Here is a 12,828-nt window from a genome sequence, read left to right as displayed (position 1 = left end):
ACGTCAAAGTGGTTCCAATAAAGGGGAATTGCTTATCGTTGATCCCTTTTTGGTCCCATTCGGCGTGAACCGTGCGACGGCTACCGTGAGCCAGGAGAGATCCGCCCGTGTGGAGGCGGAAAAAAAGAAGAGGGGGCGCACGTGACGCGTCTGAGGGGCGGGGCGGTCATCGCTGTCGTCATGATCTTCGCCGTGGCCGGCTGCAAGGACCTGCAGGACAAGGGGAGCCCGGGAGCCCAGGGCACGGGCGGCGGGGGAGCGGCGCTGACCGCCGCCGAGGCGCTGACCGTCAAGGGCCGGGCACCGAAGACCGGTTACACCCGGGAGAAGTTCGGCTCCGCCTGGGCGGACACCGACTCCAACTCCTGCGACACCCGGGACGACATACTCAAGCGCGACCTGAAGGAGGTGAAGTTCACCGACGGCGACTGCAAGGTCTCCTCCGGCGTGCTGGACCCGGACCCCTACTCCGGCAAGGACGTCACCTACAAGCGCGGCCGCAGCCTGGTCGACATCGACCACCTCGTCGCCCTCTCGGACGCCTGGCAGAAGGGCGCCAAGTACTGGGACGCCAGCAAGCGCATAGCCCTGGCCAACGACCCGCTCAACCTGCTGGCGGTCGACGCGAGTGCCAACCGCGGCAAGGGCGACGGCGACACGGCCACCTGGCTGCCGTCCGACAAGGCCTACCGCTGCACCTATGTCGCCGCTCAGGTGGCCGTGAAGAAGAAGTACGGCCTGTGGGTCACCGCCGCCGAGAAGGCCGCGATGAAGAAGGTCCTCGTCACCTGCCCCGGCCAGAAGCTCCCCGCGGGCGGCAACCCGACCAAGGCGCCGTCCCGGTTCAAGGCCCACTGACGCGACGGCTCGCGCATCGGCGCCGCGGCGAAACCGTTCGGCACCGCGGGCGCCGTCGGGTACCCGGCGCGCGCACCCCGGTTCGCTGCGAACCGGGGTGCGCGCGGGTGCGCCGTGCGCGCCGTGCACGCCGTGCCCACCGTGTGGACGCACCCGCCGCTCCGACACCGCACGCCACACCACTCGACACGCGCCTCCTGGCGCACGCCCGCCCCCTCTGACGCGCGCGCCCGCGCCCGCGCGCACCACTCGTCCGCGCAACCCCTTTCGACGGCCCGCGCCGAGGCGTGGGCGTCCGCGCCCCGCGCTCGCCACACAACGGTTCGATACAACCCGGGCCGCGCGTCGGTGTCGGGCCATATGCTCGATGCGACCACCGCGCGACCGGTGTTGTCCGCACGCGGACGCATCGGACGGGCACGTACGCCCTATTTCAGGCAATACAGGAGCGATCATGCAAGGCCAGGGCCATGCGCAGCCGGTGCAGCGGCCGCCGCACGATGCGGTACTGGTCCTGTTGCGCGTGGTGTTCGTGGCGATGGGGGTGTTCAGCGTCGGCTTCCTGGCCTGGGTGATGATGCTGCGGCTGGCCGTGGTGACCCGCAGATCGGCGGACTACGGCCTGCTGGTGGCGGTGGCCGTAGCCGACATCCTCAGCATCGTGCTGCTGGCCACCGAACCCGGCGACGACGTGCACACGGCCGGCGGCTATCTGGGGATCACGCTGCTGTTCGGCACGCTCCTGGCCACGATCGTCTACTACCTCGCCGCCGACGTACGCCACTTCCAGCGGCAGCGCGAGGCGTACGCGGCGCAGGCGCCGGCGCAGACGTACGGCTACCCGCCCCCCGCCTCCCCGTACACCACGGCGACGACGCCCCTGGGCACCCCGCCCCCGCACACCGTGCCCCCGGTTCCGCGGCCGCCGCTCTCCCAGCCCCCGATACCCGCGCCGCCCCAGCGTCCGGCGCCCGCGCGGATCGACCAGGTGCGTGCCGAGCTCGACGAGCTCAGTGACTACCTGCGCAAGCACGACGGCCAGGACGAGGGCGGAAGGTGACCGTGGCGACAGGACGGGTCGTCGCCGACCGCTACCAGCTGTCCACGCTCATCGGGCAGGGCGGCATGGGCCAGGTCTGGACGGCATACGACCAGCGACTCGACCGGCGCGTGGCGGTGAAGCTGCTGCGCCCCGACAAGGTGGCGGGCGCGGACGCCGACGAACTGCGCCGCCGGTTCCTGCGGGAGTGCCGGGTGACCGCGCAGGTCGACCACCCCGGCCTGGTCACCGTGCACGACGCGGGCACCGAGGGCGAGGAGCTGTTCCTCGTCATGCAGTACGTGGACGGGACCGACCTCGCCGGGCACCTCGCGGAGCACGATCCGTACCCGTGGCCGTGGGCGGTCGCGGTGGCCGCGCAACTGTGCGCCGTGCTGAGCGCCGTGCACGCCGTGCCGATCGTCCACCGCGACCTCAAGCCGCGCAACCTGATGGTCAAGCAGGACGGCACCATCACCGTCCTGGACCTCGGTGTCGCCTCCGTGATGGACAGTGACACCACCCGCCTCACCCACACCGGCACCCCTATCGGCTCGCCCGCCTACATGGCGCCCGAGCAGGCGATGGGCGGCGCGGTCGGCCCGTACACGGACCTGTACGCGCTCGGGGTGCTGCTGCACGAGCTGCTCAGCGGGGAGGTGCCGTTCGCCGGCTCCACCTCGCTCGGCGTGCTGCACCGGCATCTGTACGAGCAGCCGGTACCGGTGCGCCGGCTCCGCCCCGAGGTGCCCGAGGCGCTGGAGGCACTCGTGCTGCGGCTGCTCGCCAAGGACCCGCAGCACCGGCCCGGCTCGGCGCAGGAGGTGTACGAGAACCTCGTCCCGCTCCTGCCCGCCCGCGGCATGCACACCGGGGCACCCCTGGACCCCACGCGCCCCTTCCTGCGCCCGCACGCCCCCTGGCCGGACCGCGCGCGGATGCCCGCGCCCCAGCCCGCCGCCCCCGTGGCCGCCGTACCCGGAAGACCCGAGGTCGCCGTAGCCGTCGACGAGGTCAAGCGGCTGCTCGGGGAGGGGCGCATCACCCAGGCCGTCGACATCCTGGGCGCGATCCTGCCGGTCGCCGCCGACCAGCACGGCGAACGCTCCACGGTCGTACGCACCCTGCGCAAGCAGTACGCGGCCACTCTGATGGACGACGGCCAGTACCGGCGCGCGCTGCCCGAACTGCGCCGGCTCGCCGACGAACGCGCCGCCGAGGCCGGCCAGGCCGACCCTCAGTCCCTGCGCTTCCGCTACGAGACCGCCCAGTGCCTGGAACAGCTCGGCGAACCGGCCGCGGCGCTCGCCGAGTACCGCGCGTTGCTGCCGTACTACGAGAACCAGTACGTGTCCGGCGATCCGCAGCTCGCGCACGACGTGCGCCGCCGGATGGGGCATCTGCTGCTCGCGCTCGGCGACCGGCCGGCCGCGCACGACACGCTCACCCGGCTGCTGTTCGACGTGGAACGGCTGCACGGGCCCGGTCATCCCATGGCGGGCGAGGTCCGGCGGACGCTGCAGTGGCTGGGGCAGGTGCGGCGCTAGCCCTCGCGACCGGGAGGCCCTGGTCCGGCTCCCTGGATTCTTCTTGCACAATGACTCTTCTTGACAGCGCACATACAAGGGTGGGGTTCCGCATGTCCAGCCATCGGCAGTCGAAGAAGCTCAGATACATCACCTGGGGCGTCGCGGGGACCGCGGTCGTCGCCGGGGCCGGGATCGCCGCTCAGGCCTCCATGGCGGCCACCACCTGGCCCGCGCAGAAGACGTACACCGGCCGCGCCTTCGACACCTGCACCGCGCCCTCGCTGGCCGCGATGAAGGCCTGGCACGGCGGCCTCTACGGCGCCGCCGCCGTCTACGTCGGCGGCAAGAACCGCGGCTGCGCCCAGCCCAACCTCACCGCCTCCTGGGTCAAGTCCGTCTCCGCGACGGGCTGGAAGCTCATCCCGCTCTACGTCGGCGCCCAGCCGTCCTGCCAGAGCGGCTCCAACCCGGAGAAGATGACCACCGCCAACGCCGCCTCCCTGGGCACGAGCGACGCCACCGACGCGGTCGCCAAGGCAGCCGCCCTCGGCATGAAGGCGGGCAGCCCGATCTACCTGGACATGGAGGCGTACGACACGACGAACACGGCGTGCAACAACGCCGTGCTCACCTATGTGCGCGCCTTCGACAAGCAGCTGCACGCGAAGACGTACCGCGCGGGCTTCTACGGCTTCACCAGCTCCAGCGCCAAGGCCATCGCGAACGCCAAGGACAAGACGGACCTGCCGGGCAACCTCTGGTACGCGCTGTGGGACAAGAACAACACCACCACGGCGGACTGGCCGTTCGGCGCGACCCAGTTCACCGGGCACAGCCGGGCGCACCAGTACATGGTGAACAGCAAGGAGACGCGCGGCGGTTACACGATCACCGTGGACCGTGACGCGTGGGACGCCCCGGTGGCGATCACGGGCTGAGCGCGGGACGCCCCGCGAAATCCCGAGGACCGACCCGCAAACCCTTGCGGAGGGTGGCGCGGCGGTGCCGGACGCGCGTGTGAATCGTTGGTCGAATGGGTTGGCCAGAGCTTGCCCACTGCCTACCATCGATCACCGCAAGACTTTGTGCGCCCGCCCGTCGCCCGACCACCACCCCTGAACGAGCCGCTACGCGGCGCACCTGTCTTCACCATCTCCTCGGGAGGCATCCTTGCACCGCCGCCGTCGCACCGCGCTCGTCCTGTCCGCCGCGATCGCCACCGCGGCCCCCTTCCTCACCGCCTGCGGAAGCGACGCGCACCCGGGCGCGGCGGCCGTCGTCGGCGGTCAGCGGATCACCGTCGCCCAGCTGGAGACCAGGGTGAACGAGGTGCGTCAGGCACAGCGTTCCGCGGTGCCGGACGAGCAGCAGTACCAGCAGGTCCTCGCCGCCACCAGCAGCCTCACCCGGGACACCCTGCACAACATGGTCCTCGACCAGGTGCTGCACCGGGCCGCCCAGGACGCGGGCATCAGCGTCACCCGCAAGGAGATCCAGCAGATGCGCACCGGCCTCGAACAGCAGGCCGGCGGCTCCAAGGAGCTCCAGAACGCCTGGCTCCAGAAGTACGGCATCGCCCCCAAGCGCCTGGACGACAACCTCCGCCTCCAGCTGGAGGCCCAGAAACTCGCCCAGCAGCTCGGCACCGACACCACCCAGCCCGCCTTCTGGAAGGCCCTGTCCAAGGCGTCCCAGGAACTCCACGTCGACCTCAACCCGCGCTACGGCGCCTGGGACGTCCAGAAGAGCAGCAGGGTGGACGCGAAGACGCCGTGGGTACGGGAGGTCACGTCGTCGGGGACCCAGGCGACGGCGTAGGGCGGGCGCCGGCGGCGGGCAGCCCGGATCGACGAGCAGAGCGAGGCGGCGGGCAGAGCGAGGCGGCGGGGTCGACGTGGTCGGTCATACGATCACTTGATCGTCCCCGCCCTGTGGACAACGCCCGAGGCCGGCGGCGCGGGTGCGTTACGTTCGGATCGTGAACACCACCAGCCCGGAACCTCCCGCTCCTGCCGCCCCCGACACCGGCCGGATCATCCTCCTCACCACCAGCCACCGCGTCGCCCCCGGCCTGCTGTCCTGGCCCGCCTGGCAGGCGCTGCGCTCGGCGGACCGTGTGCTGTGCGCGGACGGCGCGCATCCGCAGCTGCCGTATCTGCGGGAGGCCGGGACGGCCGTGGACGAGGCCGCCCCCACCGCCCAGGAGCTGGTCGACGCCTGCGCCGGCGGGCGGACGGTGGTGGTCGTGGCGACCGGCGAGGGTGAGCCGGCCCTCACGGACGGCCTGGCCCGCCTCGCCGGCTCCGGCCGTGTCGCCATGCCCGACCTGGAGCTGCTCCCCGCCTCCTACGATCTGCCCGGCGCCCGCCTCCTCGACCTCGTCCAGGTCATGGACCGCATCCGCGCCGAGTGCCCCTGGTCGTCCCGGAAGACCCATGAGGGACTGGCGAAGTACGCCATCGAGGAGGCGTACGAGCTGGTCGAGGCCATCGAGGACGGCGACCGCGACGATCTGCGGGAGGAACTGGGGGACGTCCTGCTCCAGGTGGTCTTCCACGCCCGCATCGCCGAGGAGGACCCGGACGCCCCCTTCTCGATCGACGACGTGGCGGGCGGCATCGTCGCGAAGCTCATCCGCCGCCACCCGCATGTCTTCGGCGACGAGACCGCCTCGACGCCGGAGGAGGTCAAGGAGCACTGGCTGCGCACGAAGGCGGCGGAGAAGCGCCGGGACTCGGTGACCGACGGGATACCCCTCGGCCAGCCGGGTCTCGCGCTGGCGGCGAAGCTCTCCTCACGGGTGCGGACGGCCGGGCTGGAGGTGCCGCTGCCCAAGGTGGAGGGCATCGGGTACGACCTGCTCGCGCTGGCGGTACGGGCCGAGGCGGAAGGCGTCGACCCGGAGGCGGCGCTGCGGGCGGCGGGCCGCGCCTACCGGGACGCGATCAGGGAGACGGAGGGCCACTGAGATCGTCCCGTCCGCACGGGGAGCGGCCGCGTTTGAGTACCGTGGATCCAGCGACGCTCGGGCTCAAAGGGGGACGCGGTGGATACCGGGGTCGACGAACTGGCGAGGGCGGGTGCGCGGACGGTCGTCCGGGGCCTGGCGGTCCTCAAGGAGGGCCCGCGGCCCCCGGCGATGGCGGACTTCCCTTTCCTGCTCTGCCTTCTCGACGCTCCGGGCGGCAGCAGGATGGAGGGGCGTCTCGTCGTGGACTGGCACCGGCTCAGAAACCGCGGCAGCGCGGCGACGCGCGAGATCGAGACCGACTGGTTCCACCGCTTGCGGAATCGACTGGGCACGGACCCGCTGAGGGCAGCCCGACTGCGAGCCGCGCTGGAGGAGGACCGCCGGCGGCCGGACGCGGACACGGACGTGCCCGAGGAAACCGCGGCGGCCGACTCCGAGGGGCCGGTGGATCCGGCGGCTTCATCCGCCCCCGACAGCCCGCAGAGCGCGGGGGACCACGTCGACTTCCGCAGCGCCACCTTCCTGGACCAGGTAGTGGGCGTGCAGCACCACCATTACGGGACCGGGCCCGCACCGATCGCCTGGCGTCCCGCGGACGAGGTCGCGCCGCTGGAGTTCGGGGTCCGTCCGACGCGACGCGTGCCGGGGCTGCCGGAGGTGCCGCCGTACATCCCGCGCGACTGCGACAAGCGGCTGCGCGCCGAACTGGATCATCCCGGTCTCGTACTGATCCTGGGCGAACCGTACGTCGGCAAGTCGTACTCGGCATGGCACGGCGTCCAGTCCTTACCGGACCCCCTGCTCTACATCCCGGAGCCCGGCGAGGACCTGCGCGCACTCCTCACCGAGCCGGAAGGCGGCCACGGCCGGTCCGTCGTCTGGCTCGACGACCTCACCGACCACCTCGGCGACGGGCGGCTCGGCCCGCGGCTGCTGGGCCGGCTCACGACGCTCGGCGTGGTCGTCATCGGGACGATGCCGGCCGGCGAGTACTACCGGCGCCGCGCCGGGACCGAGCCCGGCGACCGGGTCGTGGCCATGGCGCGCACCGTCGAGGTGCCACGGGAGTGGAGCGAGGGAGAGCTGCAGCGGCTGGCGGGGCACCGGCGTGATCCCCGCGCCTACCCGGCGTTCCTGTGGAGCGGCCGCGAGGGCGCCGCCTCGTACTTCGCGATCGGGCATCTGCTCTTCGACGAGTGGCGCCGGATCGGCACCCAACTGGAGCACCCGGGCGGCCAGTTGCTGGTCAGGGCGGCGGTCGATCTCGCCCGGTGCGGGGTCACGGCGGCGGTGCCGGTCGCACTGCTCCGGGCGGTCCGGCAGCGGTACGCGGCGGAGGAGCGCGAGCCGTTCGAGGAGGCGTTCGCCTGGGCGACGGCACCGTTGTTCGGCGTCTCGGGACTGCTGGTGGAGGGCGACGAGAAGGGCACCTGGCGGGCGTACGGGGCGCTGGTGGCGGAGGCGCTGAGGTCGGGGGACCTGGAGCCGGTGCCGGACGAGGTGTGGTGGACGCTGCTGGATGCGGCGGAGGCCGACGCCCCGTTCGACCGCGGGGCCGTCGTCGACGCGGCGCGGGCCGCACTGCAGCCGCGGTTCGAGGCGGGGGACACGGCGGCGATGTACGCCTTCGCCGGCCGGATCGACGGAGAGGAGAACGCGGAGCTGTTGCGCCGGGCCGCCGAGGCCGGGCACCCGGAGGCGGCCGAGGCGCTGGCGGTGCGGCTGCTCGCGGTCGGGGACGAGGAGGCGGCCCTCCGCTACCTGGAGGCGGCGGCGGAGGGCGGCAGCGTCTCGGCGGCCCGGGAGGCGGGGCAGCTGCACCGGGACCGCGCGGAGAGATGGTTGCGGCGGGCGGCGGAGGCGGGGGACTGGGCGGCGGCACAACAGCTGGGGGAGATGGTGATGGGGCGGGGCCGCAGGACCGAAGCGCGGCACTGGTACTTGCGGGCGCTCGACAAGGGCCATCAGGAAGTCGCCTTCGGCCTCGCGAACGTGTACCTGGGCGCGGGCGACCTCAAGACCGCCGAGAGCTGGCTCCGTCATGGCGTCGACCAGGGAGACGCGCGCGCGATGAACGGCCTGGCACTGCTGCTGCACCACAGGGACAAGGACGACCCCGAATGGGAGGAGCTGTTCCGCCGGTCCGCCGCGGCCGGGTACGTCGGGGCCAGGGTGAACCTCGGAGGCCGTCTGCTGGAGAAGGGGAGGGGGAAGGGGCAGCAGCAGGAGGCGGAGAGACTCTTCCGTGAGGCCGACGCCCTGGGGAACAGCGAAGCCGCGTTCCAGATGGCCGGTCTGCTGGACCGCAGGGGAGCCGAGACGGAGGCGCTGCAGTGGTACCGAAGAGCCGCTGAGCGGGGCCACTACCTCGCGGAGCGGGCCTTGGCGGAGCGAGCCGTACCCCCGCCGCGCGCACCGGATACCGTCAAGGAGTGACCCACCAGCCCGCCCCCGACGGCACCGCCCGCCCCGACGGCACCACCGCCGCCCCCGACCTCTTCACCTGGGAGTTCGCCGCCGACCCCTATCCCGCCTACGCCTGGCTCCGGGAACACGCCCCCGTGCGTCGCACCCGGCTGCCCAGTGGGGTCGAGGCGTGGCTGGTCACCCGCTACGCCGACGCCCGGCAGGCGCTCGCCGACCCCCGGCTGTCCAAGAACCCGGCGCATCACGACGAGCCCGCGCACGCGAGGGGGAAGACCGGGATCCCCGGGGAGCGCAAGGCCGAGCTGATGACGCATCTGCTGAACATCGATCCGCCGGACCACACCCGGCTGCGGCGGCTGGTCAGCAAGGCGTTCACGCCGCGCCGGGTGGCCGAGTTCGTGCCCCGGGTGCAGGAGCTGACCGACCGGCTCATCGACGGGTTCGCGGACCGGGGCGAGGCCGACCTCATCCACGAGTTCGCCTTCCCGCTGCCCATCTACGCCATCTGCGACCTGCTGGGCGTCCCGCGCGAGGACCAGGACGACTTCCGGGACTGGGCCGGGATGATGATTCGCCACGGCGGAGGGCCGCGGGGCGGGGTCGCGCGGTCCGTGAAGAAGATGCGTGGATATCTGGCCGAGCTGATCCACCGGAAGCGGGAGGCGCTGTCCGCCGAGCCGGCCCCCGGCGAGGACCTCATCTCCGGGCTCATCCGCGCCTCCGACCATGGCGAGCACCTCACCGAGAACGAGGCCGCCGCCATGGCCTTCATCCTGCTGTTCGCCGGTTTCGAGACGACGGTCAACCTCATCGGGAACGGGACGTACGCCCTGCTCACCCACCCGGAACAGCGCCGCCGCCTCCAGGACTCCCTGGCCGCAGGTGAGCGCGGGCTGCTGGAGACCGGTGTGGAGGAACTCCTGCGCTACGACGGGCCGGTGGAGCTGGCCACCTGGCGGTTCGCCACCGAGCCGCTCGGCATCGGCGGGCAGCGCATCGCACCCGGCGACCCGGTCCTCGTCGTACTCGCCGCCGCGGACCGGGACCCGGAGCGGTTCGCCGAGCCGGACACGCTCGACCTGGCACGGCGGGACAACCAGCACCTCGGATACGGCCACGGCATCCACTACTGCCTCGGCGCCCCGCTCGCCCGCCTGGAGGGGCAGACCGCCCTCGCCACCCTCCTCACCCGTCTCCCGGACCTGCGACTCGCGGTTCCGGAGAGCGAGTTGCGCTGGCGCGGCGGCCTCATCATGCGCGGACTGCGCACGCTCCCCGTGCAGTTCACCCCCGACGGCCGATAGCCCACCGACACCCGCCCGGCTTCCCACCGGCGTCTGCCCGGCTCCCACCGGCGTCTGCTCGGCTCCCCACCGGCGTCTGCCCGGCTCCCCACCGACACCCGCCCGGCCCCCCACCGACACCCGCCCAGCCCCTCACGGGTGCCTGCCCGGCCCCCACCGACGCCCGCCCCCCACGGGCCGCTGCCCGGCCCTCCGTCGGCGCCCCGCACGGCCCTCCACCGGCAAAGATGACCGGCGTTCAAGTCTGTGATCTTCACGTGATCTGCGCGGCATTAACTTGTGACAAGTGATCGTCTGCCTATACGTTCACCCATCAGTGCGGCGCCCCAGCGGGACCCGTCGCGCCGGTCACCGCTGTCGCTCGAAAGGTTTCCGCATGCTCTCCGGGAACGGTCGTCACCGTCGCCCCCGTCAGGCTCCGGCTCTCCTCGTCGCGGCCGGCGTGACCGGCTCGGCCATCGCCATCCCGCTCCTCGGCGCGGCGAGCGCCAACGCGGCCGACGGCAGCACCTGGGACAGGGTGGCCGAGTGCGAGAGCGGCGGCTCCTGGAGCATGGACACCGGCACCGGCTACTACGGCGGCCTGCAGATGTCCCAGGACGACTGGGACGAGTACGGCGGCCAGGAGTACGCCGGCACGCCGGACCAGGCGAGCCGTTCGCAGCAGATCGCCGTCGCCGAGAAGATCCTCGCCGACCAGGGCACCAAGCCCTGGCGGACCTGTGCCCTGCTCGCCGGACTCTCCTCGGACGACGCCTCGGTGAACGTCGACACGGGCCTCGACGGATCCGACGACACGTCCGGCTCCGCGGACTCGTCCTCCGGGCTGTCGGATTCGTCCTCTTCGTCTGGTTCATCGGATTCATCCGGTTCATCGGACTCCGGCTCGTCCGACTCCTCGTCGGACACCTCGGGCGCCACGGACTCCGGCTCCGCCACCCCGTCCCCGGGTGCGAGCGACGGCTCCGGTAAGGGCACCCCCACCGACTCCGCCAAGGCGGACAAGTCGGGATCCGAAGGCTCCGGCGCCTCGAAGGTGAGCGAGAACCCTGTCGTGCCCGAAGCTGACGACTCGGACAATTCCTGGCAGACGGGCAGTTCTTGGGACCTGGTCGACACCGGGGCCGTCAGTGGCAGCGGCGGCAAGCATCGGGGCGGCTCGGCGGACGAAAGTGTGACAAACGGTCAGAGTGTGACTTCTTCCGGCCGTCACGCCTCCCGGGACGCCGGCACCTACACCGTCCGGGACGGTGACACCCTCGCCTCCATCGCCGACTCCCTTGACCTCGACGGCGGATGGCGCGCGCTCTACGCGGCGAACAAGTCGGACATCGGTGCCGACCCGAACGACATCGCCCCCGGTCAGACCCTGAAACTCAGCGGCGAAACGGACGCAAAGTAGCGGGAGTTGACCCCTCAGGTCGCCCTACTTGGCAGTTATATGTCCGTTTTGGTGAAAGTGTGGGATGAGTCTCAGAAGCCCTGATCATCTTTGAAATTCACCTGATCGCCTGTTTACGGTCAAGTCCGCTCGTCACCACGAGCCCCGGCCGTCGCAACGCCGAGTCCTGCCAGCGGCCATCCGGGAACAGTCGTCGCGTCAAGCGCCGTAGGCAGGAGCGGGGGACCCAAGGTAAGTGCCGGGACCGGTAGTTGAGACTGCCGTGTCCGGCTCGGGGTGAAGCCGCGCACCGTGAGGTGTGCGGCCGGGCAACTCAACCGGCCCGAACCCGACAGCTCACCTCGCAGGCGTCGGTGAGGGGATCCTCCATGCTGTTTTCCGGCAAGGGCAAGCACCGTCGTCCGTCCAAGGCCACCCGCGCCGCCGCGCTCGCCGGTGTCGCCGGTGTCGCCATCGCCGCACCGCTGATGGCCTCCGGCACCGCCTCCGCCGCCACCGCCTCCGAGTGGGACGCCGTCGCCCAGTGCGAGTCCGGCGGCAACTGGGCCATCAACACCGGCAACGGCTACTACGGCGGTCTGCAGTTCTCCGCCTCCACCTGGGCCGCGTACGGCGGCACCCAGTACGCCGCGCAGGCCAACCAGGCCGGCAAGGCGCAGCAGATCGCCGTCGCCGAGAAGGTCCTCGCCGCGCAGGGCAAGGGTGCCTGGCCGGTCTGCGGCACGGGCCTGTCCGGCGCCGCCTACACCGGCAGCAGCGCCGGCTCCTCCAGCTCCTCGTCGAGCAGCGGCACCAGCGGCCGTACGACCGACACGCAGGCCGCCTCCCGCTCCGCCGAGCGTCCGGCCGCCAAGAAGACCGTCACCACCCCGACCGGCAAGAAGGTCAAGAAGGGTGACGGCGAGTACAAGGTCGTCAAGGGCGACACGCTCAGCTCGATCGCCGAGAAGCACAAGGTCAAGGGCGGCTGGCAGGCGCTGTTCAAGCTGAACAAGGACATCGTCGACGACGCCGACTTCATCTACCCGGGCCAGCAGCTGCACCTGAAGTAGGACGACGGGCCGCTCCCGAAGTCGTACGAAGTGCTACGCGGTGCCCAGCTGAACCACAGTGCCCATACAACCGTGGTCCTCATAGTGAGGACCACGTGAGGGCCACCCCCGTCCCCCACGGGCCCCCGCTCCGGTGCGTTCTCCCCCGTACGCACCGGAGCGGGGTTTCTCTTTGCGGCCCCTTGCGGCCCCTCGCGGTCTTCTTCTTGACCCGCTCTTCTTCCGTTCTTCATCGGGACCCCCTTT

General features: G+C 71.8%; 10 protein-coding genes and 1 riboswitch. All 10 genes read left to right on the top strand.

Annotated features, from left to right (window positions below):
* Positions 1 to 141: 141 nt before the first annotated feature.
* The 10 genes from ACZ5K7_RS08875 (at position 142) to ACZ5K7_RS08830 (ending at position 12,582) form a co-directional block, all read left to right on the top strand.
* Entirely contained in the window at positions 142 to 858 is a 717-nt protein-coding gene (locus tag ACZ5K7_RS08875) for an HNH endonuclease family protein (RefSeq protein ID WP_468912064.1), read from the top strand.
* A 454-nt stretch (positions 859 to 1,312) separates the two neighbouring features.
* Positions 1,313 to 1,918, top strand: coding sequence for a hypothetical protein (locus ACZ5K7_RS08870; RefSeq protein ID WP_468912062.1), 606 nt, complete (start codon positions 1,313 to 1,315; stop codon positions 1,916 to 1,918).
* 38 nt (positions 1,919 to 1,956) lie between these two features.
* Positions 1,957 to 3,444, top strand: a complete 1,488-nt coding sequence (locus tag ACZ5K7_RS08865; protein WP_351706846.1) for a protein kinase domain-containing protein — start codon at positions 1,957 to 1,959, stop codon at positions 3,442 to 3,444.
* 92 nt (positions 3,445 to 3,536) lie between these two features.
* Positions 3,537 to 4,364, top strand: coding sequence for a glycoside hydrolase domain-containing protein (locus ACZ5K7_RS08860; protein ID WP_468912061.1), 828 nt, complete (start codon positions 3,537 to 3,539; stop codon positions 4,362 to 4,364).
* A 232-nt stretch (positions 4,365 to 4,596) separates the two neighbouring features.
* Positions 4,597 to 5,244 carry a SurA N-terminal domain-containing protein gene (locus tag ACZ5K7_RS08855; protein ID WP_468912059.1) on the top strand — a complete coding sequence of 216 codons (648 nt, stop codon included), beginning with the start codon at positions 4,597 to 4,599 and terminating at the stop codon, positions 5,242 to 5,244.
* A 160-nt stretch (positions 5,245 to 5,404) separates the two neighbouring features.
* Positions 5,405 to 6,394 (top strand): nucleoside triphosphate pyrophosphohydrolase, encoded by a 990-nt coding sequence (locus ACZ5K7_RS08850; protein WP_351706594.1) that lies wholly within the window; start codon positions 5,405 to 5,407, stop codon positions 6,392 to 6,394.
* A 78-nt stretch (positions 6,395 to 6,472) separates the two neighbouring features.
* On the top strand, positions 6,473 to 8,833 hold the full coding sequence (locus tag ACZ5K7_RS08845) for a hypothetical protein (protein WP_468912057.1): 2,361 nt from the start codon (positions 6,473 to 6,475) through the stop codon (positions 8,831 to 8,833).
* Entirely contained in the window at positions 8,830 to 10,128 is a 1,299-nt protein-coding gene (locus tag ACZ5K7_RS08840) for a cytochrome P450 family protein (protein ID WP_450972863.1), read from the top strand. The genes ACZ5K7_RS08845 and ACZ5K7_RS08840 overlap by 4 nt, the downstream gene beginning before the upstream one ends.
* 376 nt (positions 10,129 to 10,504) lie before the next feature.
* The gene (locus ACZ5K7_RS08835; protein WP_468912055.1) at positions 10,505 to 11,530 is read left to right on the top strand and encodes a transglycosylase family protein; all 1,026 of its coding nucleotides are present in this window, start codon (positions 10,505 to 10,507) and stop codon (positions 11,528 to 11,530) included.
* 193 nt (positions 11,531 to 11,723) lie between these two features.
* Positions 11,724 to 11,895: riboswitch (cyclic di-AMP (ydaO/yuaA leader) on the top strand.
* Between the two features lie 3 nt (positions 11,896 to 11,898).
* Positions 11,899 to 12,582, top strand: a complete 684-nt coding sequence (locus tag ACZ5K7_RS08830) for a transglycosylase family protein (RefSeq protein WP_351706582.1) — start codon at positions 11,899 to 11,901, stop codon at positions 12,580 to 12,582.
* The last annotated feature ends 246 nt before the right edge of the window (positions 12,583 to 12,828 follow it).

The sequence above is a fragment of the Streptomyces sp. NPDC031497 genome (assembly GCF_055580905.1).
This window is presented reverse-complemented; position numbering and strand designations above follow the sequence as displayed.

Excerpts from the sequence above, each read along its gene's own strand:
- ACZ5K7_RS08835 (WP_468912055.1), top strand. The coding sequence starts at position 10,505 with ATGCTCTCCGGGAACGGTCGTCACCGTCGCCCCCGTCAGGCTCCGGCT.
- ACZ5K7_RS08870 (WP_468912062.1), top strand. The coding sequence starts at position 1,313 with ATGCAAGGCCAGGGCCATGCGCAGCCGGTGCAGCGGCCGCCGCACGAT.
- ACZ5K7_RS08860 (WP_468912061.1), top strand. The coding sequence starts at position 3,537 with ATGTCCAGCCATCGGCAGTCGAAGAAGCTCAGATACATCACCTGGGGC.
- ACZ5K7_RS08830 (WP_351706582.1), top strand. The coding sequence starts at position 11,899 with ATGCTGTTTTCCGGCAAGGGCAAGCACCGTCGTCCGTCCAAGGCCACC.